Source organism: Actinomadura sp. BRA 177 (assembly GCF_013372625.1).
Classification (GTDB): Bacteria; Actinomycetota; Actinomycetes; order Streptosporangiales; family Streptosporangiaceae; genus Spirillospora.
In genome coordinates, this window is record NZ_JABXFD010000645.1 from 1 (window position 1) to 18,745 (window position 18,745).

An 18,745-nucleotide genomic window follows, 5' to 3' on the forward strand; every position below is an offset into this window, starting at 1 on the left:
ATAGAAAGCCCTATAGAGACTCAGAGGCGCCATCACCGTCTACCACCCCAAACGCCCCGCCCCCCAACACGCGGCCGCGACAACCCCACCGAAACGGGTCACCGTTCACCGCCCCAACGCCACCACACCCTCCACACGCAGCAACGACGGCCGCCACACCGACCGGGCGCAGCGATGGTTGTGTCGGCGGCTGCTGGGGGGGTGTGTCTTTGTGGTCGCCGGGGCGGTGAGGAACTGCTCGGCCTGGCTTTGGGTAATGCAGTTTTCTATCGTTCTCTAGTGTTTTTACTAGAGAGCTTGATAGAGGCGGATCGGTCAGGCGGGTTGGGTGCGGAGGAACTTGCCGAAGTGCGGGACCGTGAAGGCGACCATGCCGCGTTCGGCGCTGTAGATGAGTCCCTTCTTGATGAGGCCGTCGCGGGCGGGCGACAGGCTGGACGGTTTGCGGCCCAGCTCGTCCGCGACCGACGCCGTGGGCACCGGGTCGTCGCCGAGCATGGCCATCGCGCGCATGTAGTCACGCTCGGCGGGGGTGGCGCGCTCGTAGCGGCTGCCGAAGAAGCCGACGGCGAGCTCGCTCTCCGCCTCCGGGGCGGCGACCTTGATGTCGTCCGCCGTGATCGGGGTGCCGGGCGCCACGTCCCAGACGACCTTGGCGTACGCCTGGACGAAGTAGGGGTAGCCGTCGGCGGCCCCGTACAGCGCGTCGAGGGCGTCCTTGGTGAAGGTGACGTCCTCGCGCTCGGCCGGCGCCATCAGCGCGAAGTCGGCCGATTCCCGGTCGAGCCGGTCGATGCGCGCGTACCGGAAGAGCCGCTCACTGTAGGACTTGCTGGCGGACAGGACGGCCGGCAGATGCGGCAGCCCCGCGCCGACCACGATCAGCGGCCCGCCGACCTGCGACAACTCGTGGCACGCCGCGCACAGCGCCGAGACGTCGTCGGCCGGGATGTCCTGCATCTCGTCCACGAACAGGGCGATTCCGGCGCCGACGTCGGTGGCGACGGACGCGGCGTCCACGAACAGCTCGGTGAGGTCGATCTCCAGGTCGCCGGAGTCGGCGCGGCCGCGCGCGGCGGGCACGTCGATGCCGGGCTGCCAGCGGTGCGCCCGCGCCTTGCCCTTCCCGGACGGCTCGGGCTCGGACTGCGCGAACGCCTTGAGCACGCCGAGGAAGTCCTCGATGCGGTCGGGCGCGCGGTGCCGGGGCGCCAGCTCCCGGACGGCCCGGTGCAGCGCCGAGGCGACCGGCCGGCGGATCGACTGGTCGGGCCGGGCCTCGATCTTGCCCGTCCCCCACAGCCGCTGGATCGCCTGCGACCGGAACGCGTTGAGCAGCACGGTCTTGCCCACCCCGCGCAGCCCGGTGACGATCATGCTGCGCTCGGGACGGCCCCGGGCCACGCGTTCGAGCACCACCTCGAACTGCCGCAGCTCGCGGTCGCGGCCGGCCAGCTCCGGGGGGCGCTGCCCGGCGCCGGGGGCATAGGGATTGCGCACGGGGTCCACGCTCTCGGACTCTATGAGGCGATATAGCTGCGGCCGTAGATTTGCGTAGAAATCGCTGCGGCGTGTCGCGTGCTCGCGCCGCCGCCCGCAGCGCGCGGGAGCCTCGGCCCCCGCTTCCTGACCGGCATCGCGGGCGGTGGCGAAGGCAGCGGTAGCCGGCCGAGCACACGACTCCTGCCTCGTGGCCATTGCCACCATGTCGCCTCCCCGGGCGAGCGCGTTCGAACAAGCCGGTCGAACTTCTGTTCGACTATTCGAACACACTAGCGCATGCGTCCGGCTCCGTCACGCGAACGCGGGAAGTGCCCCGGGGCGGCCCTGTCCGGAGCGGGGTATCCGGGCAGGACCACCCGCGGGAGTCAGGCGAGGGGCTCGTCGGCGGCCGATCGGTGGGGGACCTTCTCGGCGGGGACGGTGCCCATGCGGCCGGCCTGGAAGTCCTCGAAGGCCTGGACGATCTCCTCGCGGGTGTTCATCACGAACGGGCCGTACCGGGCGACCGGCTCGCGGATCGGCAGCCCGCCGAGGATCAGGATCTCCCACCCGTTCGCGCTGGCCAGCGGCTGGGAGTCGGCGGCGCGGACGACGAGCCCGTCGCCGTCGCCCTTGTGGTGGGAGCCGGCGAACACGGCGAGCTGCCCCTCGTCCAGTCCGACCTCTTCGACGCCGGCCGTCCCGCGTCCGGACAGGACGTAGACGAGGGCGTTGAAGTCGCGCGGCCCAGGGCAGCGCGAGCCGGGCGCCGGGCGCGACCGTCGCGTGCAGGTAGTTGATCGGCGTGTAGGTGACGCCGGGGCCGTCGTATCCGGCGAGCGACCCGGCGATGACGCGGACGAGGGACGAGCCGTCGTCGGCGGCCAGCAGCTTGACGTCCTTCGCCTCGATGTCCTGGTAGCGCGGCTGCACCCACTTCTGCGCGCGCGGCAGGTTCACCCAAAGCTGGATGCCGTGGAACAGCCCGCCCTTGGTGACCAACTCGGGCGGCGGCTGCTCGATGTGCTGGATACCGGACGCGGCCGTCATCCACTGGGTGGCCCCGTCGGAGATGAGGCCACCGCCGCCGGTCGTGTCCTGGTGCTGGAACGCTCCGTCGATGATGTAGGTGACCGTCTCGAACCCGCGGTGCGGATGCCAGGGCGTCCCCTTCGCCTCGCCCGGCGCGTACTCGACGGCGCCCATGTGGTCGAGGAGCAGGAACGGGTCGGCCAGGGACAGGTCGATGCCCGGGAAGGGGCGCCTGACCTGGAAGCCCTCGCCTTCGAGGTGGCGCTTGGCGGTCACGACCTTGGCGACGCGGCGCCAGTCGGTCTCGCCCGCCGGCAGCAGCGGCAGGCGGGGCAGGGTCAGCGGGTCGGCCATCACGGCAGGCATGGGATCTCCCCTCGCTCGGGTGCCCCGTCCCTGCCGGGCGGTGCACTGCCTCGTGCAACATAGTTGACAATTCAACTATTTCCGCGGACGGACGCCGTCGTCCCGTCCTGCTACCGTGAAGATAGCGCGCACTAGTTGAATCTTCAACATATGGCCTATACTTTCCGGTATGAGCGAACCTCGCTGGCTCGATGCCACCCAGCAGCGCGATTGGCGGGCATACGTGGACGGCAGCGTCCGGCTCACCGAGATCATGGACCGCGACCTCAAGGCCAAGCACGGCCTGTCGGTGTCGGAGTACGAGATCCTCGTCCGGCTGTCGGAGGCGCCCGAGCGGCGGCTGCGGATGGCCGAACTCGCCGAGAACGCCAGCCAGTCCCGCAGCCGGCTGTCGCACACCTGCTCCCGCCTGGAGACCAAGGGCCTGGTCAAGCGGGACAGCTGCCCCAACGACAAGCGCGGCGTGTTCGCGCACCTCACCGACGAGGGCTTCGCCGCGCTCGAACGCGCCGCCCGCGACCATGTCGAGACCGTCCGGACGTTCTTCGTCGACGTGATCCAGCCCGAGGACCTCGAAGCCGTCGGGCGCGCGTTCAGCCTCGTCCTCAAGCGGGTCGGCCCCACGACCTGACCGCTACAGCGGGACGGTCACCCCGGTCAGGAACCCGACCGACACCAGGGTCAGGAAGCCCCAGGCGAGCATCATGCCGATGCCGAACGTCCGCCACCGGCCGCCGACCTGCCAGACGAGCAGGCCGCCGAGCCCGAACGCCAGCAGCAGCAGCGTGATGAACTGCGGCAGCAGGCTCGGCCGGCGGCTCATCATCAGCGGCGCCCACATCATCACGAGGTCGACGAGCACGAACACGCCGAAGCCCGCCGCCAGCGCCTTCACGTCCCGGCCGAGGAACGCCCGCGCGCGCTCGGCGAGGACCTGCGCCTTGTCCGTCGGCAGCCGCGGCTGCGCAGCCGCGCCCTGCTCGACCTCCACATCGTGCGCCACCGCGAAGATCTCGTCTTCGAGGCTGGGGAGGTCGCTCTCCTGAGCTTCCGCCATCCCGGCTCCCTGGGACCGGACGTCACCGGACGACATGCCCGGCGGCTGGACGAGGGTCCGCGGCCCGTCCGTCCCGGCCCCTATCCGGCGGGCGCGCCTTTAAACGCACTCTACGGGTTCCCGCCCCGGATGTCGGTCCGGGCGTTCTCGCCGGCCGATGAACTCGGCGATCCTTGGCCACGGGGCAAGTGGACATGCGGCTTGAAGGCGACACGTGTGCTGCCGTCTGACGCACCGTCTCCAACTTAACGTAACTACATAGGCACTTAATGTTAAGTTGTGGGGATGAAGCTGGTGGTGCAGGTCAAGCTGCTCCCCGACGCCGCCACCGAGTCGGCCTTGCGGGAGACGCTGAAGCTGTGCAACCAGGCCGCCTGCCACGCCTCCCGCCGCGCCTTCGCCACCGGCATCAGGGGCAAGACCGCGCTGCAGCGGCTGGTCTACGGCGAGTTGAAGGCGATGGGCCTGTCGGCGCAGCCGGCGATCCACTGCGTCCGCAAGGTGGCCGGGGCCTACGCCACGCTGGCCGAGAACCTGAAGGCCGACAACTACGGGCCGCAAGGTTCGCGGCGCCGCGCCGCCGTGGAGGGCGCGGCGGTCCGCTTCCGCAAGGACGCCGCCCAGCCGTTCGATGACCGGTCGTTGTCTTGGCAGCTCGACGCCCGCACTGTGAGCATCTGGACTGTGCGCGGCAGATGCAAGAACGTGGCCTTCGCCTGTTCGGCCGAGCAGGCGAAGCTGCTGGCCGCGCACCGGCGCGGCGAGTCGGATCTGGTGTGGCGCGGCGGGTGCCTCTACCTCTACGCCACCTGCGACGTCCCGCACGCCCCGCAGTACGTGCCGGACGGGTTCACCGGGGTGGACCTGGGCATCGTCAACATCGCCACCACCAGCGACGGCACCGTCCACTCCGGCAAGCGCGTCAACCAGGTCCGGCACCGCAATCGCCGTCTCCGCAAACGCCTGCAGGCTAAGGGCACCAAGTCCGCCAAGCGGCTGCTGCGTCACCTGTCAGGCCGTGAGGCGCGGTTCGCCGCCGACACCAACCACCGCATCTCCAAGCAGATCGTGACCGAGGCTCAACGCACCATGCGCGGTATCGCCCTGGAAGACCTGGGTGGTATCCGTGCGCGGGTCCGGCTACGCAAGCCCCAGCGGGTCACGCTGCATACCTGGAGTTTCGCCCAGCTCGGCGCGTTCATCGCCTACAAAGCGAAGCGCGCCGGTGTCCCGGTGGTGTTCGTGGATCCGCGGCACACCTCGCAAAGGTGCTCGATGTGCGGCCACATCGACAAGGGGAACCGGCCCGACCAGGCAACTTTCCGGTGCACGTCCTGCGGCTTCGCTGAGCACGCCGACGTGAACGCAGCCCGCAACATCGCCGCACGCGGCGCAGCGGGCTGGGCAGTGAGTCACGCTGCCGGCGCCGCGGCCTGACCCACCACATCCAGTGGTGGCGAAGAGCTGCGAGCTCGGCCCCCTTCAGGGCCGAGAAGCTGACACGCACGGTATCGAATCAGCGCTGCGACGCGCACGGGCCCGACGTGCGTATGCTGCAAAGATGCCAGGTAGAGGGCCGATCACCAGCGCGATTTTCCTCGGCGTCCTGCTCACGGTGGCGCTCGCGGCGACCGGTTGTGGCCGCGGCGACGACGACTCGGGCGAGTCGCCGGCGCCCGCGACACCGCCCACCGCGTCCGAAACGGCCGCCCCGCGGTCCCCGACGGAGCAGGGCTTCCGAGCCGACGTCAAGAAGGTCACCGCCGGCGACCTCAAGTCGTCCTGGCGGAGCGGCTGCCCGGTGGCGCCGTCCGGCCTGCGGATGATCGAGATGACCTACTGGGGCATGGACGACAAACCGCACACCGGCGGGCGGCTCGTCGTCAACGCCAAGGCGGCCGACGACCTCGTCTCCGTCTTCAAGAAGCTGTACGACGTGCGTTACCCGATCGAGCGGATGGAGCCGGTCGACAAGTACGGCGGCAGCGACTTCGACTCCATCGAGGCCAACAACACCTCCGCGTTCAACTGCCGCAACGCGACCGGGTCCAGCTCGTTCTCCCAGCACGCGTACGGCCTCGCCGTCGACATCAACCCGTGCCAGAACCCCTACGTCTACGCGGACGGGCACATCGCCCACAAATCCTGCACGAAGTACAAGAACCGCGATCTGGACGCGCCCGGCATGATCCACGCCGGCGACAAGGTCGTGGACGCGTTCGACGCCATCGGCTGGGGCTGGGGCGGCACCTGGAGCGGCGCCAAGGACTACCAGCACTTCAGCAGCTCGGGCCGCTGACGCCGGGTCACATCATCATGACCGCGACCACCACGATCGCGACGACCGCCACCACGGCGACGACGCCGACGATCATGCCGGTGTTCGGCCCGGACTTCTGCGGCTGCTGCTGGTTGGCGAAGTTCTGGAACTGGTGAGTCGTACCCGCCGGATCATTCGGTGTCTGCGACATGCCGAAGAGCGTAACGGATGACTTATGCCCGAGTCGGCCCCTTCATAACGTTCGGGACCCCAGGGGTTCGAGGGGATCGCCCCCTGGGAGTCATGACGAAGGAGTGACGGCCCGCCTTCCGCGGGCACACTTCGGCCAACTCCGAAGCGGAGAGTGTGGGATTCGAACCCACGAGGACTGTCCCCAGCCCTGGGCGCTTTCAAGGCGCCTGCACTAGTCCACTATGCGAACTCTCCCGGCGGCCGGTCGTCCGGCCACCGCCCACGATAGCGGTCACGGGGGCCTGCCTTCGACCGCATACCCAGGTCGGCCTACGGTTCGCCCGGGACACGGTAGCCGGGGATGGACGGCCACCGGACGGTCATGACGACCGACTCCTCCTCGGCCTCCCACGAATGGTCGACACCGCGTCCCCACACCACGTAGTCGCCCTGCTCGGCGAGCACCACGTTTCGTCCGGGGAACTCCAGTCGGAACCGGCCGCTGATGAGGACGAGCAGCGCGGTGCGCTTCTCGCCGTCCGTCCACTGGGCGCGCCGTTCCCCCTTGGGGTGGACGCCCCACTTGATCTCGACCTCGCCGCTGTGCCGCAGGTCGCCGGCCGGCTTGAAATGGCCGAGCAGCCAGCCCCGGTCACCGGCCGCGTCCGGTCCGGCCTCCCCCACGTACAAGCCATCGCCGTCCGTCACGGAACGTGACCCTACCGTCCGGCCTCAGGACTCCTGTGGGCGTTGGAAGGCGAAGCCGTCGCCGACGACGGCGGCCAGGGTCAGGTACGCCTCGCGGGTGGCGGGGGCGAGCTGCTCCAGTTCGACCTCGGCGCCCTCTTCCAGGTGGTCGTCGTACGGGATGCGGACGACGGCGCGGCAGCGGCTCTCGAAGTGCGACTGCAGCTTGTCGAGGTCGACCTGGCTGCGGGTGCGGTTCCGGACCATGGACAGGACGACGACGCCGTTGCGGACGAGGTGGCCGTGGTCGTGCGCCTCCAGCCAGTCGAGCGTCGCGCTCGCGGACCGGGCGCCGTCCACCGACGGGGAGCTGACCAGGACGAGCTGGTCGGCGAGGCTCAGCACGCCCGCCATCGCCGAGTGCAGCAGCCCGGTGCCGCAGTCGGTGATGCAGACCGAGTAGTACTGCTCCAGGACGACGGCGACGGCCGCGTAGTCCTCGGCGGAGAACGCCTCGCTGACCGCCGGGTCGCGGTCGGACGCGAGGATCTCCAGCCGCGCCTCGTTCTGCGAGGTGAACGCGCGCACGTCCGCGTAGCGGTGGATCTGGTCGCGGTTGTTCAGCAGGTCGCGGACGGTCGCGGCCGTCTCCAGCCGCACCTTGTCCGAGAGCGTCCCGCGGTCGGGGTTGCCGTCGACCGCGATGACCCGGTCACCGCGGAAGGAGCCGAGCATCGAGCCGAGCCCGGTCGTGGTGGTCGTCTTGCCGACGCCGCCCTTCAGCGACATGACCGCGACCCGGTGGTGCCCGCCCGCCACGGGCGTGCGAGCGCGCGCGATCAGGTCCTTGCGGCGCAGCTCGTACTGCGACTCGCCGGGATGGATGTTCCCGGCGGTCGCCTTGTAGACGGCGCGCCGCCACCCCGAGGACGGCGCGATGCGGCGCTCGCCCAGGAGGTTCTCGGAGCTGAGGCTGTCGCCGTCCTGCGGCGGGGCGGCGTGCCCCGGCGGGATCATCTGCCCGTGCGGCCCGGCCGGGTAGCCGTACCCCTGGTAGGGCTGCCCGGTGTTCGGGTCGACCGGCACGTACGGCTGGCCGGTGTTGGGATCGATCTGCGCGAACGGCTGACCCGTGCTCGGATCGATCGGTTGGTACGGCTGGGCCGTGTTGGCGTCGAACGGCGGGTAAGGCTGGCCGGCGGCGCCGGAGTCCGGCGGCAACGGCCGGCCAGTGTTGGGATCCACCTGCGCGAACGGCCGACCCGTGTTGGGGTCGATCTGCGGGTACGGCTGGCCGGTGTTGGGGTCGAACGAGGGGTAAGGCTGTGGCGCGTACTGCTGGCCGGCCGCGTTCGGATCGGCGGGCGGGAACGGCTGGGCGCTGGGGTCGGGCGTGTAGGGCTGCGGCTCCGCCGGGGGGAACTGCTGGACGGCACCGTTCGCGTCCTGTGCCTGACCGGTCGGCTGGGCGCCACCCTCAGGGGTGAGCGGACGGCCCGTGCTCGGGTCGATCGGCACGTAGGGCTGGCCGGAGGCGTCCGTGTCCTGCGGGTAGGGCTGCCCAGTGGCGGGGTCGATCGGCTGGTACTGCCCGCCGGCGTCCTGCTGCGCGAACCGCTCGGGCGGGTACGGGGGCAGCTGGTCGAGGGGCGGGGCGGCGTTGCCGTTGGCGTCGTACGGCGACGGCTGCGCACCCTGGGACGGGTCGTGGACCGGGGCCGGGTGGTACGGCGGCGGGAGCATTCCTCCGTCGAACGGCTGCGGCATGGGGCCGCCCTCGTAGGGCGGGGGCTGCGGGGGGCCGTAGCCGGTGTTCTCCGGGCCGCCCTGGAAGGCGGGCGGCGCGGCGAGCCACGGATTGTTCTCCGGGCCGGGCGACGGCGGAGGGGGAGGCGGCGGCGCGTTCTCCTGCTGTGCGGGAGCGGGCTGCTCGCCCTTGGCGGACGGTTCCGCCGTGTCCTCGTTCATCGCGTCCAGAGAGGCGAGGCGCTCCTCCAGAGAGCGCCCGTCGTGCTCGTTCCTCGCCACCGTTCTTCCCCCTCGGGCACGCCTCTGATGATCAACACGGTCCAGGTGGGCAAACCGATCCCCACGCAGGATACCCATGACCCAATAGCCCGCATCCCGCGCGTAGATCGAGCTTGGGGCCGGACGCCGGAGGCGGGGTGCGTGTCACGGAACGCCCGGTAGCGTGATCGGTATGCATGCCATCGTGATCCGTGAGCCGGGCGGCGCCGACGTCCTGGAGTGGACGAAGGTCCCCGACCCGCGGCCGGAGCCGGGCGAGGTGCTGATCGAGGTGGCGGCAAGCGCGGTGAACCGCGCCGACGTCATGCAGCGGCAGGGCTTCTACCCGCCGCCCGCGGGCGCTCCCCCGTACCCGGGCCTGGAGGTGTCGGGACGGGTCGCCGAGCTGGGCGCGGACGTCACCGGCCTGACCGTCGGGGACGAGGTGTGCGCGCTGCTCGCCGGGGGAGGGTATGCCGAACGGGTCGCGGTGCCCGCCGCGCAGGTGCTCCCGGTGCCGCGCGGGGTGGACGTCGCGGCCGCGGCCGGACTCCCGGAGGTCGCGTGCACGGTGTGGTCGAACGTGTTCCAGCTGGGCGGGCTGCGCGAGGGCGAGACGCTCCTCGTCCACGGCGGCGGCAGCGGCATCGGCACGTTCGCGATCCAGCTCGCGAAGGCGCGCGGCGCGCGCGTGGTGACGACCGTGGGCAGTGCGGAGAAGGCTGCCCGCTGCCGCGAACTCGGCGCGGACGTCGCCGTGAACTACCGCGAGGACGACTTCGTCGACAGCGGCCCCTACGACGTGATTCTCGACCTGATCGGCGCGAAGTACCTGGCCCGGAACGTGGAGGCGCTCGCCGTCGGCGGACGGCTGATGGTGATCGGCCTGCAGGGCGGCGCCAAGGCGGAGCTGGACATCGGCAAGCTGCTGCGCAAGCGGGCACGGGTGCACGCGACATCGCTGCGGGCCCGTCCGTTGGACGAGAAGGCGGTGATCGTGGCCGGGGTTCGCGAGCACGTGTGGCCGCTGCTGGCGTCGGGGGAGGTCCGGCCCGTCATCGACCGGAGCTTCCCCATGGCGGACGCGGCGCGCGCGCACGAGCTGCTCGAAGAAAGCGGTCACGTCGGCAAGATCCTGCTGACAGTGTGAGGATGTGGAATTTATGAGCGACCCTTCCAAGAACCAGTCCGAACAGGAACCGCAGGTCCTCGTGGTCGGCCCGAACGGCATCGCCATGGAGGGCGGCGGTGAGGGCGAGTCCGCGGGCAAGTCGGTCACCGAGATGGTCGAGCAGCCGGCGAAGGTGATGCGGATCGGCGGGATGATCCGCCAGCTCCTGGAGGAGGTCAAGGCCGCCCCGCTGGACGAGGCGAGCCGGGCCCGGCTGCGGGAGATCCACAAGTCGTCCATCAAGGAGCTGGAGGACGGCCTGGCCCCCGAGCTGGTCGAGGAGCTGGAGCGGCTGTCGCTGCCGTTCACCGAGGGGACGGTGCCGAGCGAGGCGGAGCTGCGGATCGCGCAGGCGCAGCTCGTCGGCTGGCTGGAGGGCCTGTTCCACGGCATCCAGACGACGCTGTTCGCGCAGCAGATGGCGGCGCGGGCGCAGCTGGAGCAGATGCGGCGCGCCCTGCCCGCCGGGATGATGCCGCCCGCGGAGGAGGAGCAGCAGCCCGGCCCGCGCTCGTCCGGCCCCTACCTGTAGAAGCCGCGAACCGGCCGCATCCCGCACGGACGGGGTGCGGCCGCCGCTAGGGGAAGAGGCGTTCCAGCACCTCGGCGACGCCGTCGTCGTCGTTGCGGGACGTCTTGTGCGTCACGGCCGCCAGCACCAGCGGATGCGCGTTCCCGACGGCGTAGGACGTGCCCGCCCAGGTGAGCATCGGCAGGTCGTTGGGCATGTCGCCGAACGCGGTGACGTCGTCCGACACGAGGCCGTGCTCGGTGCAGAGCGCGGCGAGCGCACTGGCCTTGGTGACGCCGAGCGCGCTCATCTCCAGCAGCCCCCGCCCGGACGAGTGCGTCACCGTCACGATGTCGCCCACCGCCTGGACGGCCTTCTCCGAGAGCGTGTCGGGGTCGGCGTCCGGGTGGAAGGCGAGCAGCTTGGTGCCGGGCCGGCTGACCAGCTCTTCGGCGCCCACGGCCACGCCGCCGAAGTCCTCCGCGTCCCAGCGGCCGAGGATGTAGCGGTTCTCGAAGTAGAACCCGGTCGGATGCTCCACCGCGAACTGCAACTCGGGCGAGATGCCGCGCAGCCGCCCGACGGCCTCCGCGATCACGTCCGGCTGGATCTCCCTCGTCTGCAGGACGGTCTCGGTGTGCAGGTCGTAGACGACGGCGCCGTTCGCGCAGATGGCGACGCCGTGGTGGTCGACGGCCGTGGCGATGTCCTTCATCCAGCGGGGCGGCCGGCCGGTGACCATCACGAGCATCGACCCGGCCCGCTCGACCCGGGCGAGGGCGTCGACGGTCCGGTTGGAGATCGTGCCGTCGGAGCGCACGATCGTCCCGTCGAGGTCGGTGGCGATCACACGCGGCGAAGACTGGCTCATGTCACCTTCCTGGGCAGATGCCACAAACCATAAGCGACGCAGGTGACAGCGGAACGTTGGGCCTGGACTGATCGCCCACGGGGGTTGAAACTTCTTCACGTTCGTTGTCGCGTGGAAGGTCGTTCCATGTTCGCCAGATCCCCCCGGCTGGCGTCGGCAGCCCTAGCTGTGTCTATTGCGCTTCTCTCCTCCTTCGGGCCTGGCGGCCCTCCATCGTCGAGAAACGCGGCGATCGCTAGCATCGCTCCGACTCGCCTAGCGGCTCGCTGCGCGATCAGGTTCTCGCAAGCTCGAACCTGGCTTCGCACGCGATCGCAACGTTGAGGTCGTTGGGGGCTCACCTCAAGGACGTCATACCTTGTCCGCGCGTGGCTGAGGTGGTGGCCAAGGTCGCCGGGCACCGCGTGCGGTATGGCCTTGTCTACCGCTCCGCGTCCCTCAGCGAGGTCACGCCCACCGGTGTCGCCCGGCTCGCGCCGAACGACGTCGTCTCGCTCACCCTGCTGGAACTGATGCCGGACGTCCTCAAGGCGATCCTCGCCGACGACAAGCCGGGCGAGTTCATGGCCCTCACCTACCGCGGCTTCGTCCACGACCCCGCCTCGCGCAAGCAGTTCGCGGACACGCTGCGGCGCATCGCGTCCGGCCAGGGCGCCGTCCTCTACCACTGCACCGAGGGCAAGGACCGGACGGGCGTGATGACCGCGATCCTGCTGACCCTCCTGGGCGTGGACAAGACGCAGGTGTACGAGGACTACCTGCGCTCCAACCAGGAACTCGCCGCCAAGAACAAGGAAGAACTCGCCGAACTCGCCAAGTACGGCATCGACCCGTCCCTCATCGAGCCCCTCCTGACCGTCCGCACCTCTTACCTGGACGCGGCGTTCGACCAGATCCAACGCGACTACGGAACCTTCGACACCTTTCTGACCAAGGGCCTCGGCATCGACACCGCAACCCAGAAAGCCCTCCGCGCCCAACTCTTGCAGTAGAGGCAAAGGGGTCCGGCCTAGCTCAACGCCTGACCGGCTCCAGAACACGGGTTCCGTCCTATGGAAGGACAGCCCGGCTTAGCTCAGTGCTTAGCCGACTCCAACCATCCTCCCCAGGGACGTCTGCAGTAGACGCGAATGGGGCCCGTCCTACAGCAGGACGGGCCCCGGCTAGGCGAATGTCAGCGTTTGATTGGCTCTAGGACGTCCTGGCCCAGGAACTTCTGCAGGGCCTCCGGTACCCGGACCGATCCGTCGGGCTGCTGGTGGTTTTCCAGGATGGCGACCATCCAGCGCGTGGTGGCCAGGGTGCCGTTCAGGGTCGCGACCGGCTGGTTCTTGCCGTCCGCGTCGCGGTGCCGGACGGCGAGCCGCCGCGCCTGGAACTCGGTGCAGTTGGACGTCGAGGTGACCTCGCGGTAGGTGTTCTGCGTCGGCACCCACGCCTCGCAGTCGTACTTGCGGGCCGCGCTGGAGCCGAGGTCGCCCGCCGCCACGTCGATCACCCGGTACGGGAGCTCGACCTTGGCGAGCATCTCCTTCTCCCACTCCAGGAGCCGCAGGTGCTCGGCGTGCGCGTCGGCCGGGTCGCAGTAGGAGAACATCTCCACCTTGTCGAACTGGTGGACGCGGATGATGCCGCGCGTGTCCTTGCCGTAGGAGCCGGCCTCGCGGCGGAAGCACGACGACCATGCCACGTACCGCCGCGGCAGCTCGTCGATGATCTCGTCCATGTGGTACGCGGCGAGCGGCACCTCGGACGTCCCGACCAGGTACAGGTCGTCCTCGCGGAGCCGGTACACCTCGTCGGCGTGCGCGCCGAGGAAGCCGGTGCCCTCCATCGCCTCCGGCTTCACCAGCACCGGCGGGTACATCGGGACGAACCCGGCGGCGACGGCCTGTTCCATGGCGAGGTTCAGCAGCGCGTACTGGAGCCGCGCGCCCACGCCCGTCAGGTAGTAGAACCGCGCGCCGGACACCTTCGCGCCGCGCTCCATGTCGATGGCGCCGAGGCTCTCGCCGAGCTCCAGGTGATCCTTCGGCTCGAACTCGAACGCCGTGGGCTCGCCGACGTGCTCCAGGACGACGAAGTCCTGCTCGCCGCCGGGCGGGGCGCCCTCCTCGATGAGGTTCGGGACGCCCTTGAGCACCGCGTCGAGTTCCGCGCCGAGCCGGTCGGCCTCCGCCTCCAGCTCCTTGACCTGCTGCGACAGCTCCTTCGCGCGGGCGAGCAGCGCGTCCCGCTCGTCGCCCTTCGCCTTGGAGACCGACTTGCCGAAACTCTTCTGCTCCGCCCTGAGCTGCTCGAACGACGTCAGCGCCGAGCGGCGCCTCCCGTCCAGGTCGAGCAGCCGGTCGACGACGGCGCCATCCTCACCGCGGGCGCGCTGCGACACGCGCAGCCGCTCCGGATCCTCTCGAAGAGCTCGCAGGTCAATCACAGACCCGAGGCTACCGTTCCGGCCCCTCGCTCCGCGCGCGCATGACCGCGGTTCTACCGGACGCCGCTCGCCAGCAGCGCGTGCGCGGGCAGCGCGACCTTGCCGCCCTCCACCCCGTAGTCGGCGATGATCGTGTCGTAGGCGTCCTTGATCAGCGCGACGGTCTCCGCGTCCTGCCGCCCGACGATCACGCCGTTCGTGCCGACCCTGGACAGCGCGCCCGTCTCCCACCACTCCTCGGGGTCGACGACGTGCTCCCAGGTCACCTCCTCGACGGCGACCTCGGTGAGCCCGGCCTCCGTCACCAGCCGCCGGAACTCGACCGCCTCGCCGTACCGCTGGAACGGCGACTCCGGAATGTCGTCCGGCCACGGCACCCCGACCTGCTCGACCGCCTCCCGGACGATCGCGAGCGCCCCGCTGCCCGGCATCACCCAGCAGCTCAGCGCCAGCCGCCCGCCCGGCCGCAGCACCCGCCGCAACTCGGTGATCGCCGCGCCGGGATTTCCGACGTGGTTGATGACGAAGTTCCCGGCGACCGCGTCGAACGACTCGTCCTCGAACGGCACCTCCGGCAGGACGGCGACCCGCACGTCCAGCCCGGGGACGTTCCGCCCGGCCGTCGCCGCCATGCTCTCCTCGGCGTCCATCGCCGACACCTCGGCACCCCGCCGGACGGCCTCCTGCGACACGAACCCGGGCCCCGTCCCGACGTCGAGGAACCGCGTCCCGCCCGTCACTCCGGCCGCGTCCAGCAGCGGACCCACCAGATAACGGGTGAGCCGGGCGAACCCCCGCTCATACGCGGACGCCCGCCCGGCCCACAGTTCCCGCTCATAAAGATCGAAGTCCATGCCCACCAGGGCAGCCTACGTCAGCGCACGTCCACGTAGTCGCTCGGCGCATTCGACCCGATATATGTGCCACTGCCCCAGTACCGGGCCAACCACGTCCCGTCCTTGGACGCTGTGAAGGTCTTCTTGAACCAGCCGTTGCTCGCCGTCTTCGTGATCGCCATCTTCGTCCACGTTGACGACCCGGCGGGCTTGAAGTAGATGTGGATGTTCGCGCCCGGCCCCGGCTTACTCTCCGGCATGTACCGGTTGAGCAGGCCCTTGACCGTGATGGTCGCGCCCTTCTTCACCGGCTCAGGCGAGGCGTTGAAGCTGTACAGATGGGTCCGGTACTTGACGTCGACGTAGTCGGCGCCGCTCGCGGACGGCTCGACGTAGTCGCCCCTGGGCACCACCGCTCGCCAGTAGCCGTCCCGTCCAGAGGGCACCACGAACCTGAACTCGCCCTCACCGCCGGGCACCTGGACGGCCATGTTCTTCCACGTCTTCCCATCGGTGGAGAACTGGAGCTGCACACTGTCGGCCGGGCCACCCGGACCCCACTGACCGTCCGCCGTCTGCCACAGCACGGTGCCGGACACCGTCACGTCCCCGTCCAGCGCGGCGGGCTCAGGATCCGCGTTGAAGCCGCTGATGGACGTCCGGTGCACGACCGTCCGGTTGGTCGTGACCGCACTGGCCATCCGGTAGCCGTAGTAGTCGTCGGGGAGGGTCTGCGGTTCGTTCGCGAAGCTGACGGACCACGCGCCGGGTTCGGTCACGGTGACCGGGGCCCGGTAGACGCCGTTGGCGTCGGTCACGGGCCTGCCGGCGACGGTCCAGTCGCCGTCGCCCTCCGTCTTGTCGAAGCTGAGCCTGAGCTGCTTGCCCGCGAGCGGCGCCCAGACCCCGTTCCGGTCCTGGCGTTCGAGTCGCCCGGTCGCGGTGACCTGGTCGCCCACGATGAGGCGGTCCGGCACGCTCAGCGTGATCCGGGTGTCGAGCCGCTGCTTCGTGACCGGAATCTTCGCGCTCTTGGTCGGCCGGTACAGGAATCCGCCCGTGTAGGCGAGCTGGGCGTCGGCCGTCCGCGGGAAGTCGCCGGTGCCCTCGACTCGGCCGTCCGATCCGGTGACCACCGTCGGAATCGGTGCGCTCGCGCCGGTAAGACTCAGCGTGGCCCCCTGCACGGGGGACAGGGCCCCGTCCGCGGTGCGGCTCATCAGCCGTCCGCGGAAGACGATCCCGGGGTTCTCCACGTCGACGGTGGTCGGGGTGACCTCGACGTCATCGATCACAGTGTCGAGTCCATTGTCGATGATCACGCGCTGCGGCCACAGGTGGGTCTCCTGGGCAGTGGTCAGTTCGACGTCCACCCACCAGCGGCCCTGGTCGACGGTGACCGCGGACTTCGTCCGCCACACCCCGTCCAGCGCCGTCCCCTCGACGAGTTCGAAATCGTCGACGCCGAGCCTCTGCGGGGGCCCGTCCAGGTACGCGTACACGACGGCGCGGACCTTGGTGATGTCGGCGATCCCGTACGCCTCCACCTCGATCTTCGTCGTGGGCGAGTCGGGAGTCAGGATCCGGACGGCGCGGATACGCGCCGAGACGGCGGCGGCGTGCGCCGGCACCGAGACGAGTGAGAACGTCACGGCGAGCGCCGTGAGCAGTGCGATCAAACGGCGCACCCGAACCTCCACGGAGAACAGGGTCAGTGTCACTTGACGTCCACGTAGTCGCTCGGATAGTTCGAGCCGAGGTAGCCGGCGCTCTCCCAGTAGCGGGCCAGCCAGGTGCCGTCCTGGGACGCCTTGAAGGTCTTCTTAAACCAGCCGTTGCTCGCCGTCTTCGTGATCGCCATCTTCGTCCACGTCGACGACCCCTTCGGCTTGAAGTAGATGTGGATGTTCGCGTTCGGGCCCGGCTCCGCCTTGGCGCGGAAGCGGTACAGGAGGCCCTTGACGGTGATGGTCGCGCCCTTCTTCACCGGTTCCGGAGAGGCGTTGAAGTTGTACATCTGCGTCCGGTACTTGACGTCGACGTAGTCGGGTTCGGTGACGGCGGGGATGTTGAAGGCGTCGCCGGGATAGCGGATGCGCCAGTACGCGTCCGCCGTCACGGGCCGGTCAGTGTTGAAGTAGACGTTGCCCTGCCTCGCCAGCGTCTGGGTCGCCCACGTCTTCCAGGTCTTGCGGTCGAAGGAGTACTCCAGGTACAGGAGCAGGTTCGTGCTGTTGTTCAAGTCGGGCTCGATCGTCAGGCGCCCGTTCGCGATGACGGTGTCGCCGTACGCGAGGGGCTCGGGGAAGGCGTTGAAGTCGGTGAGCGTCGCCGTGTTCTTGATGTTCAGCGTGCCCAGGCCGGTCTCGGTGCCGGCGAGGAAGCCGGCGCCGTAGTAGTGCGCGGTCACGGCGGCCGACGCTCCGGCGTTCCGGCCGGCCGTGAAGGACGTGTGGAAGGTACCGTCTGCGGCGGTCTTCACCCATAGGGGGGTCGAGTAGGTCACCTCGGCCGACGCGTTCACTTGGACTCCGGCATTGGCCAGGGGAACCGGGCCCGCTGAGCCCATTCGGACGACCTTGCCGTCGACGTCCATGTTCGTGTACGGCGCCACCGTCGACGCCGGCGTCATCGTCGCGGTGATCTGCGTGGCCTGCTTCTCTACGGTGACGGCCGCGGGCTGATACGTGAAGCAGAGCTGTCCCTGCCTGGGGACCTGTGCCATGGGGATGTTGTCGCCACTCGTTTTCAGGGTGAAAGAGCCGTCCGCACCCGTCGTCGCGGAGTTGTTCTCGGTCTGGGTGGTGACCGTGGCACCCTGCACCGGCTCCGGCGCGGCTTCGCGGTATTTCTGAACCATGACCTTGCCGCTCATGGTCAGGTCAGAGTGCTCGAAGTCGATGACGTCCGGCGAGTTCGAGAAGCCGGTGATGGACGTCGTGTAGCAGTCGTAGAACCCGGTTTGCCGAGTAAGAGTGGCGCCGTCGGCTGTGGCGATCAGCACCTCGATGAGGGTCGCTCCGGGACGAGTCTCAATATCGGGGCGGTAATCGGCCTGCCAGACGCCGTCGTTGTCCGTACCGCTCGTCCGCCTGAACTCGACGGTCGCGTAGGGCTCCGCCTCGGGAGTCTGGTAGCGCAACTTCGCCCGGACGTTGGTGACCCCACTCGCCGACTCGGCGTTCAGCGTGAGCTTGAGGACGCGATCCTTGGCGAGCCGGTCGAAGTCCAGCTTCAGGATGACGCCGGTGGCGTCCGCCTGCGCGGTTCCGGGGACGGCGAAGACGGACAGGGCGAGGGCGGCGGTGGCGAGAAGGGCTGATGATCGGCGCAACGGACGACCTCTCCACTTAGTGCTGGTGTGGAGATGACGTTCAAGATCCACAGTCCGTTGACCGCGGATGATCACACTTTGATCACCGCTGCATCAGGGACGGCCGGTGCGGATGGTGTGCAGCCAGGCGGCGGCTTCGGTGAAGTCGGTGTCGTGGGTGCCGCGGCGGATGTCGGGGCTGACCGCGTCGGCGCGGGCGTAGGAGCCGACGAAGCGGAGGTCGGCGCAGACGCGGCGCAGGCCCATCAGGGCCTCGCCGACGCGGGCGTCGGAGACGTGGCCCTCGAAGTCCATCCAGAAGAGGTAGGAGCCGAGGCCGGCGCCGGTGGGGCGCGACTGGATCAGCGTCAGGTTGATGCCGCGCACGGAGAACTCGGTGAGGATCTCCAGCAGGGCGCCCGGGTGGTCCTCGCCGATGAACGCGACCACGGTCGTCTTGTCCGTGCCGGTGGGGGCGGGCGGGGTGCAGGGGCGGTGCCGGTCGCCGCGTCCACGGCCAGCACGC

The 18,745-nt window shown here is 69.8% G+C and carries 18 protein-coding genes, 1 tRNA gene and 1 pseudogene; 6 read left to right on the forward strand and 14 right to left on the reverse strand.

All coding sequences use genetic code 11. The annotated features are described in order from the left end of the window. Nucleotides 1-315: 315 nt before the first annotated feature. The 3 genes and pseudogenes from HUX53_RS35915 to HUX53_RS42035 form a co-directional block, all read right to left on the reverse strand. Nucleotides 316-1,509, reverse strand: coding sequence for an ATP-binding protein (locus tag HUX53_RS35915; RefSeq protein ID WP_176407735.1), 1,194 nt, complete (start codon nt 1,507-1,509; stop codon nt 316-318). Nucleotides 1,510-1,868: 359 nt separating this feature from the next. Then, nucleotides 1,869-2,198 (reverse strand): pirin-like C-terminal cupin domain-containing protein, encoded by a 330-nt coding sequence (locus tag HUX53_RS42030; RefSeq protein WP_255205965.1) that lies wholly within the window; start codon nt 2,196-2,198, stop codon nt 1,869-1,871. A gap of 301 nt (nt 2,199-2,499) precedes the next feature. Further along, nucleotides 2,500-2,880, reverse strand: a pseudogene (locus tag HUX53_RS42035) (pirin family protein); the annotation flags it as partial. Nucleotides 2,881-3,049: 169 nt separating this feature from the next. On the opposite strand from HUX53_RS42035, the gene HUX53_RS35925 reads away from it, so the two are divergent. Beyond that, a complete protein-coding gene (locus HUX53_RS35925) occupies nt 3,050-3,511 on the forward strand; it encodes a MarR family winged helix-turn-helix transcriptional regulator (RefSeq protein WP_176407736.1) in 462 nt (153 codons plus the stop codon). A 3-nt stretch (nt 3,512-3,514) separates the two neighbouring features. Here HUX53_RS35925 and HUX53_RS35930 read toward each other — a convergent pair whose 3' ends face one another. Further along, entirely contained in the window at nt 3,515-3,937 is a 423-nt protein-coding gene (locus HUX53_RS35930; protein WP_176407737.1) for a hypothetical protein, read from the reverse strand. Between the two features lie 285 nt (nt 3,938-4,222). Between HUX53_RS35930 and HUX53_RS35935 the strand changes: the two genes are divergently transcribed. Together HUX53_RS35935 and HUX53_RS35940 are read left to right on the forward strand one after the other, a co-directional pair. After that, nucleotides 4,223-5,374: an RNA-guided endonuclease TnpB family protein gene (locus tag HUX53_RS35935; RefSeq protein WP_176407738.1), complete on the forward strand. Its 1,152-nt coding sequence runs from the start codon at nt 4,223-4,225 to the stop codon at nt 5,372-5,374. A gap of 124 nt (nt 5,375-5,498) precedes the next feature. After that, nucleotides 5,499-6,236: a M15 family metallopeptidase gene (locus HUX53_RS35940; protein ID WP_176407739.1), complete on the forward strand. Its 738-nt coding sequence runs from the start codon at nt 5,499-5,501 to the stop codon at nt 6,234-6,236. A 7-nt stretch (nt 6,237-6,243) separates the two neighbouring features. Here HUX53_RS35940 and HUX53_RS35945 read toward each other — a convergent pair whose 3' ends face one another. From HUX53_RS35945 to HUX53_RS42040, 4 genes are all read right to left on the reverse strand, one after another. Further along, nucleotides 6,244-6,408, reverse strand: a complete 165-nt coding sequence (locus HUX53_RS35945; RefSeq protein ID WP_176407740.1) for a hypothetical protein — start codon at nt 6,406-6,408, stop codon at nt 6,244-6,246. A 147-nt stretch (nt 6,409-6,555) separates the two neighbouring features. After that, nucleotides 6,556-6,644 (reverse strand) — tRNA-Ser (locus HUX53_RS35950). Nucleotides 6,645-6,719: 75 nt separating this feature from the next. Then, complete coding sequence (locus HUX53_RS35955) at nt 6,720-7,097, reverse strand: signal peptidase I (RefSeq protein WP_176407741.1); 378 nt, start codon at nt 7,095-7,097, stop codon at nt 6,720-6,722. Between the two features lie 24 nt (nt 7,098-7,121). Beyond that, a complete protein-coding gene (locus HUX53_RS42040; RefSeq protein ID WP_309237596.1) occupies nt 7,122-9,104 on the reverse strand; it encodes an AAA family ATPase in 1,983 nt (660 codons plus the stop codon). 172 nt (nt 9,105-9,276) lie between these two features. On the opposite strand from HUX53_RS42040, the gene HUX53_RS35965 reads away from it, so the two are divergent. Further along, nucleotides 9,277-10,233 (forward strand): NAD(P)H-quinone oxidoreductase, encoded by a 957-nt coding sequence (locus tag HUX53_RS35965; protein WP_176407742.1) that lies wholly within the window; start codon nt 9,277-9,279, stop codon nt 10,231-10,233. A gap of 13 nt (nt 10,234-10,246) precedes the next feature. Next, nucleotides 10,247-10,786 carry a bacterial proteasome activator family protein gene (locus tag HUX53_RS35970; protein WP_176407743.1) on the forward strand — a complete coding sequence of 180 codons (540 nt, stop codon included), beginning with the start codon at nt 10,247-10,249 and terminating at the stop codon, nt 10,784-10,786. A gap of 46 nt (nt 10,787-10,832) precedes the next feature. Here HUX53_RS35970 and HUX53_RS35975 read toward each other — a convergent pair whose 3' ends face one another. Beyond that, nucleotides 10,833-11,636: a Cof-type HAD-IIB family hydrolase gene (locus HUX53_RS35975; RefSeq protein ID WP_176407744.1), complete on the reverse strand. Its 804-nt coding sequence runs from the start codon at nt 11,634-11,636 to the stop codon at nt 10,833-10,835. Between the two features lie 368 nt (nt 11,637-12,004). Here HUX53_RS35975 and HUX53_RS35980 point away from each other — a divergent pair, with 368 nt between their 5' ends. Next, nucleotides 12,005-12,628, forward strand: coding sequence for a tyrosine-protein phosphatase (locus HUX53_RS35980; protein ID WP_176407745.1), 624 nt, complete (start codon nt 12,005-12,007; stop codon nt 12,626-12,628). A gap of 182 nt (nt 12,629-12,810) precedes the next feature. On the opposite strand, the gene serS is transcribed toward HUX53_RS35980, so the two are convergent. From serS to HUX53_RS36005, 5 genes are all read right to left on the reverse strand, one after another. After that, nucleotides 12,811-14,070, reverse strand: coding sequence for a serine--tRNA ligase (gene serS, locus HUX53_RS35985; protein ID WP_176407746.1), 1,260 nt, complete (start codon nt 14,068-14,070; stop codon nt 12,811-12,813). 53 nt (nt 14,071-14,123) lie between these two features. Further along, on the reverse strand, nt 14,124-14,924 hold the full coding sequence (locus HUX53_RS35990; protein WP_176407747.1) for a class I SAM-dependent methyltransferase: 801 nt from the start codon (nt 14,922-14,924) through the stop codon (nt 14,124-14,126). A 20-nt stretch (nt 14,925-14,944) separates the two neighbouring features. After that, nucleotides 14,945-16,594, reverse strand: a complete 1,650-nt coding sequence (locus HUX53_RS35995) for a hypothetical protein (protein WP_176407748.1) — start codon at nt 16,592-16,594, stop codon at nt 14,945-14,947. Nucleotides 16,595-16,623: 29 nt separating this feature from the next. Continuing rightward, a complete protein-coding gene (locus tag HUX53_RS36000) occupies nt 16,624-18,240 on the reverse strand; it encodes a hypothetical protein (RefSeq protein ID WP_176407749.1) in 1,617 nt (538 codons plus the stop codon). Between the two features lie 93 nt (nt 18,241-18,333). Then, the coding region (locus HUX53_RS36005; RefSeq protein WP_176407750.1) for an ACT domain-containing protein at nt 18,334-18,745 on the reverse strand (412 nt) is incomplete at its 5' end.